We start from the raw sequence: 16573 nt of genomic DNA, 5'->3' as shown, positions 1-16573 counted from the left end.
CTGTCCCCAGTCCCCAGTCCCCAGTCCCCAGTCCCCAGTCCCCAGTCACACCATCACCGCTTCCCGCACATCTACAGGTTCACCACTTAAACTAAAAGCGCGAACTTCAGTAATTTTCACCTTGACTATTTTTCCCTTGAGTTCATTGATATCTCCTGTAAAGAAAGTCAGGCGGTTTCCTCCTGTTCTTCCCATCACCTGAGTTGGATCTTTGCTGTTTTGATCCTCAACTAGAACTTCCTCAACTCTGCCAAAGTAACGTTGCGATCGCTCGGCTGCTTTAATCGCCACTAAATGATTTAATCTTTGTAGGCGATCGCTCTTAACCTCCTCGCTTAACTGATTATCCCACAGCGCCGCAGGTGTACCCGGACGGGGTGAATATGCAGCAGTATTCAACTGATCAAAACCAATATCAGCCACCAATTTTAAAGTATTCTCAAACTGTTCTTCAGTCTCCCCAGGAAAACCGACGATAGCATCCGCACTAATAGAAGCATCTGGCATATACTTACGTATTGTATCAATAATCCGTCGGTATTTATCCTGGGTATAACCACGTGACATTGCTTTCAACACTTCATTATCCCCAGACTGAAAAGGAATGTGAAAATGCTCGCAAACCTTGGGCAATTCTGCACAGGCTTTAATTAACCTTTCCGTAAAATACCGGGGATGACTAGTAGCAAATCTAATTCTTTCAATTCCTGGAACATCATGGACATAATAAAGTAAATCTGTCAAAGTGTGCAAATGACGACCTTCGGGAGTTGAACCGGGTAAATCCCGTCCATAAGCGTCAATATTTTGACCTAAAAGGGTAATTTCTTTGTAACCTTGTTTTCCTAAAGTTTCAATTTCCGCACGGATAGCTTCTGGTGTGCGAGACTGTTCCACACCCCGCACATTAGGAACTACACAATAAGTACAACGCTCATTACAACCATAAATCACATTTACCCAAGCAGTCACTTTACTATCTCGCCTTGGTTGGGTAATATCCTCTAAAATATGTACTTCTTCCGTAGCGACAACCTGATTACCCTCAAAAACTGACTCTAGCAAGTCTTTGAGACGGTTAGCGTGTTGTGGTCCCATTACTAAATCTAACTCAGGAACACGACGCAGTAAAGATTCACCTTCCTGTTGTGCCACACAACCAGCAACCACCAAAGTTAAATCAGGTTCTTTATGCTTACGCTTTGCCTGTCTACCTAAATAAGAATAAACCTTTTGTTCCGCATTATCTCTAATCGTGCAAGTATTATAAAGAATCACATTAGCATTATTAGGATCTTCTGACCATTCAAAGCCCATATCTTCCAGAATGCCAGCCATGCGCTCTGAATCGGCCTTATTCATTTGGCAGCCGAAAGTAGTAATGTGATAACGACGGGAAGAAGTGGTCATGGGAAATTACGCTTAATTAATATCATGTATTTTTAGTCTATTCACCATTTTATCAAAAGCCGTAGCCTTTGTAGGTTTTCAATAATTGACAATTACCTATCCCTTGAAGGGAGAGGATGGAAAAAGCGGATTTTTGATTTTTCCCCTTGAAAGGGGAGGTTTTAAACCGTATGGCTAACGCCACGCTACGCTATCGGCTGACGCTCACGGCGGAAGCCTTGAATGGAACAATTGTCAATTTTCAATTGATAAAACTCTGCGTTATTTATTTCTGCGTTCTCTGCGTCATTTCTGGACTTTAGTCATCCAAAGCATTGTATCATACTTGTTATGATACTTGTCAATAAATGACTTTATCTGTATTTTCAAGTTGTGAAATAAATCATGAGTGATTCTACAAAATTAAAAACTATTCTCTTAGATTCCGTAATTGCAGATGTACTACCACACATCGCTCAAATCAACTTACCCAACTGGTGGTTAGCAGGAGGGGCAGTACGCAATACCGTATGGTCTAACCTATTTGGTGAAAAATGTCAATTATTCATCAAAGATTTTGATATTGCTTTTTTTGATTTACAGGGAACACGAGAACAGGAACAACAAGTAAAATCAATTCTCACTACACGATTTCCTCAGTATGAATTTGATATTAAAAATCAAGCTAGTTTTGGTAGATGGCGGACAGGTAGAACTATATATTACAGTACAGAAGATGGAATTAAAGATTGGTTACACACTGCAACTGCTGTAGGTGTATCTATGAATGACTTAGGTGAATGGCGATTTTTCACACCTTACGGTTTAGATGATTTATTTGATGGCATTATTCGACCCACACCAACACATATTAATGATATAAATGCTGAAAATAAAGCATCAGGATTTATGGAAAAGTGTCCTTGGCTGCGTTTATTCGTATAGTGAGAATATCCTGTTTAAAGGTTCAAATCAATCAAAAATAACGCCGAATATCATATATTTTATCCTTTAGTCAATCATTCTTGGAGTATATTTATACTATTTCTCTAGATAGATGAGGTATGGGAGAAATAAGTTATATCTTCAATCAAGAGGTATTGATAGGATTTCCGTGAAAGGAAACTACGTTGTTGTTAAGGCTTTTCCTTGCACAATTGCAGCTTACCTATTGTTCAATTTCTCTGCTCCATCCCCCTCTCCTTGCAAGAGGCATTAATGACTTCAAATTACCCCTTTATAGCTTCTAATTTGTGTAGAAACTATGCAGGGGTATTTTTAATTTCTCATGACTAACTCTGAATTAATTTTTGAAAGGTTTGATCTTTATTAATATCATCAAAATCTATATCTGTAGCTGCATCTTCCTTGTAGCTGGGTTTAAGCTCAATTGCTTTTTGCAAATTCTCTAATGCTAATTCAACTTCTCTTTGTAGTGCATAACAAGCAGCTTTATTATAGTAAGCACTTGCATAGTCTGGTCTAATTTCTAGTGCTTTATCGAAATTAGTAATTGCTTCGTCATCTTTGCCTAATCTTACCAAGGTGTAACCACGTTTATCCCAAATTTTCGGGGAGTTGGGTTGAAATTTTAACGCTTGATCAAAAGAAGCGATCGCATCTTCATAACGTTCTAATTCTACCAAAGACAAACCACGATTTAACCAAGCCACACTATCATCTGGTTTGATCTGAGTAGCTTTATCAAAACAATTGAATGCTTCTTTGTGTTTACCTAAATTACCACAAGCTACACCAATATCACACCAAGCTTGATGATATTCAGGGTTAATTTTAATAGCTTTATTATAGGACAAAATCGCATCTTTATAGCGTTTTAATCTATTGAGAATTAAACCGCGCTTTAGCCAATTTTCTGCATTATCAGGTTGAATATTAACGACTTGTTCATAAATTGCTAAAGCATCTTCATAACGTTTTTCTGAAAACAACGTTTCCGCTTCTTTGATATAGTCATCCGCAGAAACTTCTATTTGTGTGGGTTCTGGTATTGTTTCTGGTATTGTTTCGGGTATTGTTTCGGGTGCGGTTTCTTGTACTTGTATATTTAGTTGTGTATTTTCAGGTTCAGCTATAAATTGAGGTTGAATAGTTGCTAAATCTTGTAAAATAGACTCTTTCCGAGTTTGAGCGTCTAACTGTAATTCTGCAAGTTGTTTAACAAACTCAGCTTCTAATTTTTCTAACTGTTCTAACTTCTCTAAAATGCTCAACTTCTGTTGTTCAAAATTACTTTGAATATCAGCAAACTGAGAAATAAACTCATCACCTGATTTTTCTAAATTCTCAACTATTTGCTGTTGACGCACTTCCGCTACATTTGGTAAAATCCTAATCTGCTCAATAGATTCAGATTCTAACTTTTGTAAATTCTGTAAAATCTGTGATTTTTGTTTTTGAATATCAGTTTGAATATCAGCAAACTGAGAAATAAACTCATCACCTGATTTTTCTAAATTCTCAACTATTTGCTGTTGACGCACTTCCGCTACATTTGGTAAAATCCTAATCTGCTCAATAGATTCAGATTCTAACTTTTGTAAATTCTGTAAAATCTGTGATTTTTGTTTTTGAATATCGGTTTGAATATCAGCAAACTGAGAAATAAACTCATCACCTGATTTTTCTAAATTCTCAACTATTTGCTGTTGACGCAATTCCGCTACATTTTGTAATTCTCTAATTTGTTTAAGAGACTCAGATTCTAGATTTTGTAAACCCTGTAAAATTTGTGATTTCTGTTGTTGAATATCTTCCTCGATATCACTATGAACATCAGACAACTGAGAAACAAAATCATTACCCGATTTTGCTAAATTATCAATGATTTCCTGTTGACGAATTTGAGCAGCATTTTGTAATAATGATAGTTGCTGAGAAAAGTCAAGCTGTAATTTATTTAAATTATCAAATAAACCACCTTGTTGATTTTGAGCATCAGTTTGTAATTCAGCAAGTTGGGATTTAAACAGATTATTTAATTTTGACAAATTCTCAATAAAAATATCTGTTTGATGTTGAGCATCGGACTGAAAGTGAAATAACTGATCAGTAAAATCTGAGCGTGATTGTGCTATACTTTCAAAAGTTTCTTCTTTTTGTTGTAGAGTTGCCGATTCTAAACCCTGAAGTTGAGATATTAACTGAGAACGGGTTGTTTCAATATCATTAACAGCAGCATCTTTTTGATTTTCCACTGCTGACTTCATTTGCTTAAATTGAGAAACTAACTCAGCTTCTAATTTTCTGACATTTTCAATGGTGATTTTTTGTTGTTGAGCAGATAAAGTGACTTGTTCTAATTGAGTATTTAACCTAAATTCTAAATCGCTGATATTCTCTTGAGCAGATTCAACTTCACGTTCTAAAGCTGTGAGAAATTCCTGTTTTGATTTTGGTAAATCAGATAAAAGAATAGATAAATTTTCCTCTTCACCTTGAATTGCGGTTTTCAGTCTATTAACTTCCTGTGCTAATTCCTGAGTGAGACTTTGAGAAGTTTTAATCAAATTTTCAGAATCTTGACTAACATTAATTAATTGAGTTTGCAACTTTTCTATTCCTTGTACCTGCTGCATTGAACGGTCAACAATATCCTTAATTATAGCTTTCCGCAATAACCATAAAGTAACAATTAAAACCACAGGAAATAAACTTAAAATCGTTAACCAAATATTAAGTAGGGTATTCGTGCGGGTAAAAGCACGCTCAAAGTCTGACTGTACTTGCTTTTGAAGGCGGTTTTCTTGTCGCAGTCTGGTTAATTCTTCCCGTTCCTGATTCGATAATACCTGAGCAGTAGCGGATAGTTGCAGTTTTCCACCCCAAAACCCTGTAGATAACAGTAATGGTGATAATAAAATGGCGATTTTTAAAGCTTTTTTTGAAAAAATGGGGTTTTTGCTGTTCATGGCACTTTCCCTATCTGTAAGGTTGTTTTTTGCGGTGGTATGTCTATGATAGATTATCAATTTAGGGTAACTGGTTTTCGGACTGGTTGTTTGATATTAGCAGATTAGGGGAAAACAAGGTATCTCTCAATCAGCTTGGTGTTTGATGAAAGTGTATAAAAGTATAGGAATTGTAATTATAGTTGATTAATAAATATTTGAGGTGTGATAATTTTTATATTCCCAAAAGGATCAATTTCCAAGTAACAAAAAATAAAAATAGTTGTATTTTTCAATTTTTGTGCGAAAATATATCATATTTGATATAATTAGGATATGGCACAAACTGATAAATCTCTAGTTTGGCTACACGGGGAAGTTAAAACTCCGCCATTTACTGAAGCAGCACGAATAGAGGCTGGTGTACTACTGAGAAAGTTACAGCAAGGTGAAAATCTGGGAATGCCTCATTCTCGACCAATGCCAAGTATTGGATCACGGTGTCACGAGTTAAGGGTCAGAGATGTAGATAAGAATTGGAGAATCATTTACAGAATTGATGATGATGCGATATTAATTGTCGAAGTATTTAACAAAAGTTCAACAGAAACACCAGATAGTGTGATTGATACCTGTAAGAAAAGATTAAGTAAATATGACAGAGATTGAGAGGATAAAATTTTATGGATAACTCAAAAAGAGAACGTCTTGAAGCTAAAGGTTGGAAAATTGGAACAGTCGCAGAATTCCTGGAATTAACTCCAGAGGAAGCAGCGTTAGTAGAAATTAAATTAGCTCTAAGTCGCAGTTTGAAAGAACGAAGACAAAATTTAATGACTCAGGCTGATTTAGCAGCTAAACTTCATTCTAGCCAACCTAGAATTGCTAATGCAGAAAATGGAGATGCTTCTGTTTCGATTGAGTTATTGATACGTGCGATGTTAGCTACTGGTGCAACTCCCCAGGATATTGGTCAGGTAATTGCTAGTGTTACGAGGTGAAGTCATTTTGGTTAGCTTTTTTCCAGCTAACCTTAAACGCTAGATTCTATTTAGGGTTTGCTGAAAAAGTTATCTGTGAGGGTATAACTTTAATTATCTCATCTAAACCCACCAAGAACCTTTCCCCCAGAACCACCGTCTACAAAATGACATAGTAGACATATTGCATCAACCATGAAACGTCTCATCAGCATAACCCTATTAACCACATTCCTCACACCCTACTCCGTCACCGCAACCCCACCCAGAAACCCAGATAAAACCGTCAACTGTGAAATTCTCGTTGTCGGTGGTGGACTTTCTGGAGTTGCGACAGCTTACGAAAGTTTACTCGCAGGAAACACCGTTTGTTTCACAGAAATTACCGACTGGTTAGGAGGACAAATTTCCTCTCAAGGTACATCTGCGTTAGATGAAAGACCAACTCAAAGAGAAAAACAATTCTATTCTCGTGGATATTTAGAATTACGAAACCGCATACAACAAAAATATCATCAACTTAACCCCGGTGACTGTTGGGTAAGTGACTCCTGTTTTCTTCCCCGTGATGCTCATAATATCATTTCCCAAATGTTGAAAGATGCAGAAAAACAGGGTCGAGGAAAATTACATTTATTCCCAAATACGGTAATTAAAGATTTACAAATTAGTGCAGATGGTAAAATTATCAATAGTGCGATCGCCATTCAACATCAACCAGCAAAAAACGCACCACCTTTAAACACATTCACCCTTTCCCAAACCATAGAAGATGCTTATAGTTATCAAAATTCCTCCCGGTTTAATAAAACCATCATTCATTTTCTACCCCAACAATCACAGAAAAATAATAATCAATGGTACGTTATAGATGCCAGTGAAACTGGAGAAATTATTGCTTTAGCTGATGTACCTTATCGTTTAGGAATTGATCCGATTTCCTATCTCGAACCTTCATCTTCTAGCACTACAAATGATCCCTATTGTACCCAAGGTTTTACATATACTTTTGCAATGGAGGCAACTAAAGAACCACAACCCCAAATCATGCCCCCATTTTATCATCAATATGCCCCATATTTTAGTTATGAACTATCAAGATTAGCCAATTTTGATTTAGTTTTTACCTATCGTCGTATTTGGAGTCCCCAAAAAGGTAAACAAACTAGATTCGGTGGTATTAATTTTACAATTCCTACACCTGGGGATATATCTATGCAAAACTGGACTTGGGGTAATGACTACCGACCAGGAACAGCACAGGATAATTTAATTTATACTCGTCAACAATTACAAGCTACTGGTCAATTACAACCCGGTGGCTGGAAAGGAGGACTAAGAACCGAAACCCTCCGTAAAGGAGAGGAAAAAGCTCTGGCTTATTATTACTGGTTAGTCGCGGGAACTACTGACTCTCAACTCGGTGCAAATGTGAAACAAACCCACCCGAATAACCGTTTATTAACTGGTATAAATTCACCAATGGGAACTGCATCTGGTTTATCAAAATATCCTTATATGCGTGAAGGAAGACGCATTATTGGCCGTCCCAGTTGGGGACAACCCCAAGGGTTTGGTATTTGGGAAGTTGATATTTCTCGCCATAATTATCATGATGAATATTACCGGAAAACTCTGCCCGCAGATATGTACCGTCAGTTAAAAGCGACACTAGCAGGTATAGAAGCAATATTAGTAATTAGGGGTGAAGTCAGTCCAAATAACGCAAGAAAGCGTCGCCGTTCCACTATTTTCCCGGATGCTGTGGGTATCGGTCACTACGCTATAGACTTTCACCCCTGTATGTTGAACAGTCCACCAGAAGCACCTGGTAATATAGAACGTCCGGGAGAAAGACGGGGTGCAGGTAACGCTTATCCTTTTCAAATTGCCCTGAGAGCAATGATTCCCCAAAAAATTGATAATTTATTAGTAGGGGGTAAAAGTATTGCTACCAGTCACATAGCTGCTGCTGCTTATCGGGTGCATTCTTTTGAATGGTCTGCTGGTGCTGCTGCGGGAACTGTAGCTAGTTTTGCATTGAAGGAAAATATAGCACCTTATCAGTTAGTTGATGATTTACCGAGATTAGAACCAAAATTACAGGTTTTAAAAGGTATTTTAGAGAAAAACGGTAATCCTACTGCTTTTCCTGATACTTCTATTTTTAATCAAAATTGGGAAAAATGGCGATAAGTGGGGTAATGGGGAGAAATTATTTGTATTTTCCCAGTCACCAGTCACAAGTCACCTATTCTGGTAAAAATTCCGAGTTGAGGGTTTGTTCGCAGGTGTAAGGACATATTTCTGGAAATACTTTTTCCCCAAGTTGAGTTTCCCGTATTGCTAATGCTAAACCGAGTTCATAAGCTGTGAGAAACATTTCCTCTAAATAGGGTTTTAGACTAGGACTATCTTCTAAAAGTAGTTTAATTTGAATACGTTGTTCTTTAATTGTACTCAACCAACTGTTAGTACGTTTTTCGGCTTGAAATTGCCATTTTAATAGATGTCCTAACAACACTGCTAGTCTATTTCTCAATTCTTGTCTTTCTTTTCTTCCCAAGGTTTCCAGTTCTTCAATGAGGTTCACAGTATCTAATGTATGCCATTGTTGAGTTTTGAGTAAATTAACTTGTTCTTGAGTCCAAGCATGAAAGTCTGTTGTATATAATTCAAAGGTGTTCATTTTTCACCTGTTATTAGTTTATATATTCTTTATTGTAGTCTTGCTTAACTGCTGTCAATTCTCAACCCAACCATAAAGTAAACTAGATATTTGAAGTATTTTTTTGTAAAACATCAGCAATGTTAATAGATTACATTCACAAAGCAATGCACAAAGCAACTTATGAGTTGTTGGAAGATGGGACTTTTTACGCAGAAATTCCCGAATGTTCTGGTGTATGGGCAAATAGTACAACTTTAGAGAATTGTAGGGAAGAGTTACAAAATACTCTGGAAGGTTGGATAATTTTAGGGTTGCGTCTAGGTCATACTTTACCAATTTTAGATGATATTGATATTAATATTAATATTAATATTAATCAGGAGGTAGCTTAATGCCTCCTTGGGGTCCAGTTAAGCGGCGTGATCTAATTAATTATCCCAAAATTTTGGGTTTTGATGGACTATTTCCTGGTGGCAAACATCAATATATGATTAAATTGATTTTTGTCAATACAAGTATAGTTTTGTCTATGAAATTGTCAACTTAGGACTTGCTCACAATTCCCAACCCTCATCAAGCTGATATCAGTCCTAGTTTATTGGGTCGAATCTTACGTCAAGCTAATATTACCAGGGAAGAATGGGAATCTCTGTGAAAAGCTTATCATTTTCTTCACTGTCACCAGTCACCTGTCACCTGTCACCTGTCACCTGTCACCTCTTTCCAATTAAACTAGATATTTGAAGTGTTTTTTGGGAAAATGTAGTTTATTTATGGAGACAAGACTTGCAGCTGTTTATGGAATGGCCTCAGCACCAACTGTAACACCGGATCGGGTGAGTCAAGTTACTCGGAAAACCTATCCTAATTATAAGGTGATTGTCTTAAATGATGATTTCAACACTTTTCAGCACGTGGCTGAATGTTTAGTGAAGTATATTCCGGGAATGTCGAGCGATCGCGCTTGGGAACTAACTAACCAAGTACATTATGAAGGACAAGCCATAGTTTGGGTAGGTCCCCAAGAACCAGCAGAACTATATCATCAACAGTTGCGCCGCGCTGGGTTAACAATGGCACCTCTGGAAGCTGCGTAAACCATCATGAGTAAACCCACTGATGGTAGACTTGTTTGGAATCATTCTACCCACCTTCCCGGACTCATTCCTATTTTAGAACGGTTGTGTCAACAGCATGGGGTCACTACTGTCACACCTGCTGTAATTGGTAGAGTTAAAGGTCATGCGCCACAAATGAAATTGCGCGTGTCTGTACCCATTCGTGGGGGTTATAAAGTTATTGCACGCCAGGGTAAAACAGTGCAAGAGGTTTTTGTTCTCACTCAGTTATCACAGGATCAATTGGAAAATGCGATCGCTGTGGCTATGAAAATTTCATGAAGATCACAAATAATCAGGAGAGGAGTTTAAAAAGCTCCTCTTTTGATGTTTGACTATTCTTCAACTTCATGTACAGCAAATTTATGTAATGGCAAACTTAAAATACAAGAAAATGTTAAAAAATATGACAAAGCTGTAGTAATTTTTAGAGTCATGGTTAAACCTTCCCAATGGGGTAAAACCATTTTCTCAATGCCAAAAGCAAGACAGTAAACTAACCAATAACTAAAACTCATTCTCAACAGCGTTTCTTCTGTTACTTGTGCTTCACTGGTTTCTTGTTTACTATCCCACAGCAACAACAAACCAACCATACAAGCTACGGCAGAAACAGCAACTACAAACTCATGACAAAAGAAGTTTACTAAACACATTTGCCTTTATTCCTGTCTGAATGATGTCCATATCGTCATTAGTCTAAAGGCATATTCCTTGAGGTTACACAAAATAGTTACAAACTGAAATAATGTAAATGATTGCAACAAAAAGCTCTCTACTTGTTAAGATACTTAACAAAATCTTTTGCTAATTATAGCAGGATGCAAGATGGTAATATTTATTCAGCATCCCCTCATGAGATTTTTTGGGCTTAACCGAAAAAACCTCAACATTCTTGTTCACAAGCACCAATACTTACCCAGGAACTAGAACCATCTTGCCAATGTTCTTTTTTCCAAATTGGTGCATTGTGTTTAAGAGTATCAATAGCATACTGACAAGCTGCAAACGCCTCACTGCGATGGGGACATCCCACGGCTACTAAAACACTAATTTCCCCAATTTTTAACCGCCCGATCCGATGATATATGACTACTCGATTCACATCCGGCCATTGGCTGCGAATATCAGTGGCAATTTGATAAAATACCTGTAAAGCCATCGGTTCATAAGCTTGATACTCTAAAGCTACCACAGCTTTACCATCTGTTTGATTACGAACCATCCCACTCATTACTACTACTGCACCATTAGCTGGATCATCGGCTTTGGTATATATTTCCTCAAGAAATAATGGAGCCAAAGTAATGCCAAAACTATCTTCAGCTTTGGGTTTGGTCAGGAAACATGGAGTTTTCATAACTAATTTTTATGCAATTTTACGTAAGTAGGGTTTGCTGAATAAACCTAAAACCTTGATATATCAAAGGTTAGAGGCTGATAAACACAGAAATTAGTGCAAGGGTTTTGAAGGGTATACCGGAAAAAGTGTGCATTTTTTGGGATTTCAAGAGATGGCAAAGAAATTTTCCAATCTCCTCCTGACTCCTGACTCCTGACTCCTGACTCCTATGCCCTCACGGAAAGACTTTCTCAGCAACCCCTAAGTAGTTGTTAAAAATTGTCGTTATTATAAAGCGATCAGCTGCCTACTGGCAATGGAGAACGGATTTTCAATGACTAAAAAAATACCAGGACAAAGTGAGCAAGTGCATCACTGGGAAACACAAATTAAGATGGTATTAGAAGCAACTGGCATCAGCATCTGGACTTTCGATATCCCAACCAATAAAATTACCATATCGGATAATCTGGAAAGTGTTTTTGGTTTAGATAAAGATCATTATCATCACACATATCAAACTATTTTAAACTGCATTCATAGCCAAGATCGAGAATTGGTGAACCGCACTTATCAAAAAGTTATTGAAGACGGAGAAGCATTTGAAATTGAATTTCGTGTAGTTTTGGCTGATGGTAGTATTCGCTGGTTAGCTAGTAAAGGTGCAGTGAGAAAAGACTTATCAGGAGTACCCTTACAAATATGTGGGGTATCTATGGATATTACTAAGCGTAAACAAATTGAGCATCAAAGAATAAAAGAAGCAATCAAAAAAAGTGAAGAAAGATTTAAAATAGTTGCACTGGCTACTAATGATGTGTTGAGAGATTGGGATTTACTCACCAATCAAGTATGGTGGAATCAATCAGTACAGTCACTTTTTGGTTATACATCCGAAGAATTGTATTTAGATGTAAATTGGTGGCGTGAAAAAATACATCCAGATGATAGACAACGAATTAATTCTGATTTACGTGCTGTAATTGATAGTAATAAACAATTTTGGTCGAATGAATACCGCTTTTTGCGTAGAGATGGTACTTATGCCTATATTTTTGACCGTGGTTATATTGTTCAAGACCAAACAAATAAACCAGTGCGGATGATTGGGTTCATGATGGATATGACTGATCGCAAACGAGCCGAAGCAGAATTACAAAGACAAAACTTGCGATCGCAATTATTCGCCAATATCACCCTGAAAATTCGGCAATCTTTACAAATAGAGGATATCCTCCAAACCAGCGTTACCGAAGTACAAAAGCTACTCCAAGCAGATCGAGTATTAATTTTACAACTGAATGGGAATGGTTCTTTCCTCGCAGTCAAAGAAGCTGTAGTTCCCGGTTTACCTGTTGTTCTCGGACAGAAAATTAATGATCCTTGTTTCAGTGAAAATTATATCCAACAATACAGTCAGGGGCGAATTAGTGCTATTAGCGACATCGAGAAAGCAGAGATTCAACCCTGTCATGTAGAATTTCTGCAACAATTTGCAGTTAAAGCTAACCTTGTCGTTCCTATTTTTCGCCAAAATCAATTTTGGGGTTTGCTAGTTGCCCATCAATGTTTACATACCCGTCAATGGACTAACTGGGAAATTGGACTCTTGCGACAACTTGCAGATCAAATTGCTATAGCTTTAGCACAAAGTTTGATTTTAGAACAAGAAACCAAGCAACGACAAGAACTAGCTCGTTCTAACGAAGAACTGCAACAATTTGCTTTTATTGCTTCTCACGATTTACAAGAACCACTGCGGAAAATTAAAACATTTGCTGAAAGGTTGCAAGTCACTTGTGGAGAATTTTTAAGTGAACAGGGAAGGGATTATTTACAACGAATGCAAAATGCAGCCTTGAGAATGGAAACATTAATTGAAGGCTTATTGACACTTTCACGAGTCACAACTAGAGCGCAGCCTTATGTAGCAGTAAATTTAACACAAATTGCCCAAGAAGTATTATCTGATTTAGAAGTAAGTATCCAGCAAACTAGAGGACAAATTGAAATAGGGGAATTACCTATTATTCAAGGTGATCCTTTACAAATGCGTCAATTACTGCAAAATCTCATTGGTAATGCCCTCAAGTTTCATCGTCCAAATCAACCACCCGTGATCAAAATATATGGTCAATTTTTCAACAATGATATTGATGATTTATCCGTTGGTAACACCTATTATCAAATTATTGTTGAAGATAATGGTATTGGTTTTCCAGAAAAATATCTTGACCGCATTTTCAATGTTTTTCAAAGGTTGCATAGTCGCAGTGAATACGAAGGTACGGGCATCGGTTTAGCTATCTGTCGCAAAATTACTGAACGCCATCACGGTACTATTACAGCAAAAAGTCAACCAGGACAAGGAGCAAAATTTATTATTACCTTACCAATTAATTCTCATCTCTAATTTTTCCTCCCAGAGATGGATTACTACTACACCCCAAAATGATGTTAATTGTACAAATGTGGGCAGCAGTTGCAGGCAATTCGATAATTGTCAGCATTCAACCCAGGGCAGTCAGTCCTCAGCAAGCGGCTGAAAAATACAACTGAATGCTTAGGAATAATTGAATAATTAATTAATACTTGTAATGAGTAAAAAGGAGACATTAGGAGTGAAAGATCGGCAACCAAAAGTCACCATTTTAATGGCTGATGACGACGATGATGATAGCTTATTAGTTCATGATGCTTTGCTAGAAAGCCGATTGCCTATCAAACTACATATCGTCAAGGATGGTGAAGAATTGATGGATTATTTATCTCATCGTGGCTTGTATACTGATGTGAATAAAGCACCGCGACCAGGTTTAATTTTCCTGGATTTAAATATGCCGAAAAAACATGGATTGGAGGTACTAAAAGAACTTAAAAATCACCCCCAACACCGGATCATTCCCGTTATAGTCATGACAAGTTCTAACACAGAAGAAGATATATATAATACATACAATTTAGGGGCAAATTCCTTTATTCAAAAACCTGGAAATTTCACATCCTTAGTTGAGGTGATGAAAACTATAGGAAAATACTGGTTTGAAATTGTAGAACTGCCCCTATAAGCAGTAAGAGGCGATCATGAATGACAGACTCATTAAAGTTTTGTTAATTGATGATGATGAAGATGATTATATTCTAACTCGTGATTGGTTTCGGGAATTTCAAGTAACTGGTTGTGAGTTAGAATGGGTGGAAAGTTATCAATTAGCTAGGGAAGCGATCGCTCGACACCAACATGATATCTATTTAGTAGATTATCGTTTAGGGGCAGATAATGGTTTAGAACTGTTGAGTGAAGCTATTCATAATGGTTGTAATTGTCCTTTTATTTTACTTACAGGTCAAGGAGATCGAGAAATAGATTTGGAAGCTATGAAAACCGGAGCAGCCGATTATTTAGAAAAAAGTCAATTAACTGCACCTTTATTAGAACGTTCAATCCGCTACGCCCTTGAACGCAAACAAACAGAACACAAAATTCGCCAACAAGCAGCTTTACTTGATGTCGCTACAGACGCTATCTTTGTAGGTGATTTAGATGACAAAATTTTATTTTGGAACAAAGCCGCTGAACATCTATATGGTTGGAGTCCAGAAGAAGCCCTGACAAAAAAAATCCAGCATCTTTGTCCAGAAAAAATTTTTTCTCAAATTTCAGAAGCATTAAAAATACTCCTTAAACATGGTTCTTGGGAAGGAGAACTGGAGCAAATTAGCAAATGTGGTAAAACAATAATCGTTGCTAGTCGTTGGACTTTAGTACCCGCATTTGGAAACAAGCCCCAATCTATTTTAGTTGTTAACACTGATATTACCCAAAAAAAGCAATTAGAACAGCAATTTCTCCGCACCCAAAGACTAGAAAGTATAGGCACTTTAGCTAGTGGTATTGCCCACGATTTAAATAATGTCCTCGCACCTATTTTAATGACAGCGCAAATTTTGGAAACTCAAGTGAAGGACGAACGCGCTCGACGACTAATACCTATATTAATTAGCAATGCTAAACGCGGTGCAAATTTAGTTAAACAAGTATTATCTTTTGCTAAGGGAATGGATGGCGATCGCACTCTTTTACAACTCAAACATTTACTCATTGAAATTCAGCAAATTATTCAAGAAACATTTCCTAAAAACATGGAAGTTATCACCCAAATTCCCCAAAATCTTTGGACTGTATCTGGTGATGCTACTCAATTACATCAAGTGTTAATGAATTTATGTGTTAATGCCCGTGATGCTATGCCCAACGGTGGTACATTAACAATCACTGCCGAAAATCTTTTAGTTGATGAAAATTACGCCCAAATCCACATTGATGCTCAAGCTAAACCTTATGTTGTCATTACTGTGACTGATACAGGAATTGGTATTAAATCTACGATGATAGACCGGATATTTGAACCATTTTTTACTACCAAAGAATTTGGACAAGGTACTGGTTTAGGTCTTTCTACAGTATTGGGAATTGTCAAAAGTCATGGTGGTTTTATCAATGTTTATAGTGAAGAAAAAAAAGGCAGTCAATTTAAAATCTATTTACCAGCACAAGATACAACCGAAATTATAGAAGAAACTGAAATATCTTTACCGCAAGGTAATGGAGAAATGATATTAGTTGTCGATGATGAATCTGCTATTTGTGAAATTACAAAAACATCACTTGAAAGCTATAATTATCAAGTAATTACTGCCCGTGATGGTATTGAAGCTATTGCCTTATATGTAGAACATCGTGATAAAATAGCTTTAGTTTTAACTGATATATTCATGCCATCAATGGATGGACTCACCAGCATCCGTACCCTGAAAAAAATTAATCCCAATATCAAAATTATTGCTGTTAGCGGACTAGCTCCCAGCGATAAAGTTAACGCAGTTTATGATATGGGTGTAAAAGCTTTTTTGTGCAAACCTTTTACAGCAACTCAATTATTACAAACTATTAGCGCAGTTAATAGGTAATAGGTAATAGGTAATAGGTAATAGGTAATAAATATTATTCCCAATCACCAATCACCAATCACCAATCAGCAATCACCAATCACCAATCAGCAATCACCAATCACCAATCACCAATCACCAATCACCAATCACCAATCACCAATCACCAATCACCAATCACCAATCACCAATCACCAATCACCAATCACCAA

General features: G+C 37.0%; 15 protein-coding genes. 10 read left to right on the top strand and 5 right to left on the bottom strand.

What is annotated here, in order from left to right; genetic code table 11:
- Window positions 1-45: 45 nt before the first annotated feature.
- Window positions 46-1410, bottom strand: coding sequence for a tRNA (N6-isopentenyl adenosine(37)-C2)-methylthiotransferase MiaB (gene miaB, locus H6F47_RS23330; protein ID WP_137668652.1), 1365 nt, complete (start codon window positions 1408-1410; stop codon window positions 46-48).
- Window positions 1411-1794: 384 nt separating this feature from the next.
- Between miaB and H6F47_RS23325 the strand changes: the two genes are divergently transcribed.
- Entirely contained in the window at window positions 1795-2334 is a 540-nt protein-coding gene (locus tag H6F47_RS23325) for a nucleotidyltransferase family protein (RefSeq protein WP_190651212.1), read from the top strand.
- Window positions 2335-2681: 347 nt separating this feature from the next.
- Here H6F47_RS23325 and H6F47_RS23320 read toward each other — a convergent pair whose 3' ends face one another.
- Entirely contained in the window at window positions 2682-5321 is a 2640-nt protein-coding gene (locus H6F47_RS23320; RefSeq protein WP_190651210.1) for a tetratricopeptide repeat protein, read from the bottom strand.
- A gap of 315 nt (window positions 5322-5636) precedes the next feature.
- Here H6F47_RS23320 and H6F47_RS23315 point away from each other — a divergent pair, with 315 nt between their 5' ends.
- The 3 genes from H6F47_RS23315 to H6F47_RS23305 all read left to right on the top strand — a co-directional run bounded on the left by H6F47_RS23315 (window position 5637) and on the right by H6F47_RS23305 (window position 8476).
- A complete protein-coding gene (locus tag H6F47_RS23315) occupies window positions 5637-5969 on the top strand; it encodes a type II toxin-antitoxin system RelE/ParE family toxin (RefSeq protein WP_190346191.1) in 333 nt (110 codons plus the stop codon).
- Window positions 5970-5983: 14 nt separating this feature from the next.
- Complete coding sequence (locus H6F47_RS23310) at window positions 5984-6301, top strand: helix-turn-helix transcriptional regulator (protein WP_190346192.1); 318 nt, start codon at window positions 5984-5986, stop codon at window positions 6299-6301.
- A gap of 174 nt (window positions 6302-6475) precedes the next feature.
- Window positions 6476-8476, top strand: a complete 2001-nt coding sequence (locus H6F47_RS23305) for an FAD-dependent oxidoreductase (RefSeq protein WP_190346193.1) — start codon at window positions 6476-6478, stop codon at window positions 8474-8476.
- 55 nt (window positions 8477-8531) lie between these two features.
- Here the strand turns inward: H6F47_RS23305 and H6F47_RS23300 are convergent, their stop codons facing one another.
- A complete protein-coding gene (locus H6F47_RS23300; protein WP_096571504.1) occupies window positions 8532-8969 on the bottom strand; it encodes a DUF29 domain-containing protein in 438 nt (145 codons plus the stop codon).
- A gap of 119 nt (window positions 8970-9088) precedes the next feature.
- On the opposite strand from H6F47_RS23300, the gene H6F47_RS23295 reads away from it, so the two are divergent.
- The 3 genes from H6F47_RS23295 (at window position 9089) to H6F47_RS23285 (ending at window position 10351) form a co-directional block, all read left to right on the top strand.
- Window positions 9089-9343 carry a type II toxin-antitoxin system HicB family antitoxin gene (locus H6F47_RS23295; protein ID WP_190651208.1) on the top strand — a complete coding sequence of 85 codons (255 nt, stop codon included), beginning with the start codon at window positions 9089-9091 and terminating at the stop codon, window positions 9341-9343.
- Between the two features lie 381 nt (window positions 9344-9724).
- On the top strand, window positions 9725-10048 hold the full coding sequence (gene clpS / locus H6F47_RS23290) for an ATP-dependent Clp protease adapter ClpS (RefSeq protein ID WP_187041405.1): 324 nt from the start codon (window positions 9725-9727) through the stop codon (window positions 10046-10048).
- A 6-nt stretch (window positions 10049-10054) separates the two neighbouring features.
- The gene (locus H6F47_RS23285; RefSeq protein WP_096571500.1) at window positions 10055-10351 is read left to right on the top strand and encodes a DUF2103 domain-containing protein; all 297 of its coding nucleotides are present in this window, start codon (window positions 10055-10057) and stop codon (window positions 10349-10351) included.
- 53 nt (window positions 10352-10404) lie between these two features.
- On the opposite strand, the gene H6F47_RS23280 is transcribed toward H6F47_RS23285, so the two are convergent.
- Together H6F47_RS23280 and H6F47_RS23275 are read right to left on the bottom strand one after the other, a co-directional pair.
- The gene (locus tag H6F47_RS23280; RefSeq protein WP_096571498.1) at window positions 10405-10725 is read right to left on the bottom strand and encodes a hypothetical protein; all 321 of its coding nucleotides are present in this window, start codon (window positions 10723-10725) and stop codon (window positions 10405-10407) included.
- Between the two features lie 230 nt (window positions 10726-10955).
- Entirely contained in the window at window positions 10956-11429 is a 474-nt protein-coding gene (locus H6F47_RS23275) for a molybdenum cofactor biosynthesis protein MoaE (RefSeq protein ID WP_190346194.1), read from the bottom strand.
- Window positions 11430-11745: 316 nt separating this feature from the next.
- Here H6F47_RS23275 and H6F47_RS23270 point away from each other — a divergent pair, with 316 nt between their 5' ends.
- The 3 genes from H6F47_RS23270 to H6F47_RS23260 all read left to right on the top strand — a co-directional run bounded on the left by H6F47_RS23270 (window position 11746) and on the right by H6F47_RS23260 (window position 16382).
- The gene (locus tag H6F47_RS23270; protein ID WP_190651206.1) at window positions 11746-13824 is read left to right on the top strand and encodes a PAS domain-containing protein; all 2079 of its coding nucleotides are present in this window, start codon (window positions 11746-11748) and stop codon (window positions 13822-13824) included.
- A 208-nt stretch (window positions 13825-14032) separates the two neighbouring features.
- Window positions 14033-14479: a response regulator gene (locus H6F47_RS23265; RefSeq protein WP_137668245.1), complete on the top strand. Its 447-nt coding sequence runs from the start codon at window positions 14033-14035 to the stop codon at window positions 14477-14479.
- A 16-nt stretch (window positions 14480-14495) separates the two neighbouring features.
- Window positions 14496-16382 (top strand): response regulator, encoded by a 1887-nt coding sequence (locus H6F47_RS23260; RefSeq protein WP_137668246.1) that lies wholly within the window; start codon window positions 14496-14498, stop codon window positions 16380-16382.
- Window positions 16383-16573: the final 191 nt, after the last annotated feature.

It is taken from the genome of Sphaerospermopsis sp. FACHB-1094 (assembly GCF_014696195.1).
Lineage (GTDB): Bacteria > Cyanobacteriota > Cyanobacteriia > Cyanobacteriales > Nostocaceae > Sphaerospermopsis > Sphaerospermopsis kisseleviana.
Note: the sequence above shows the minus strand (reverse complement) of the source record. Positions and strands in the feature narration are given on the sequence as shown.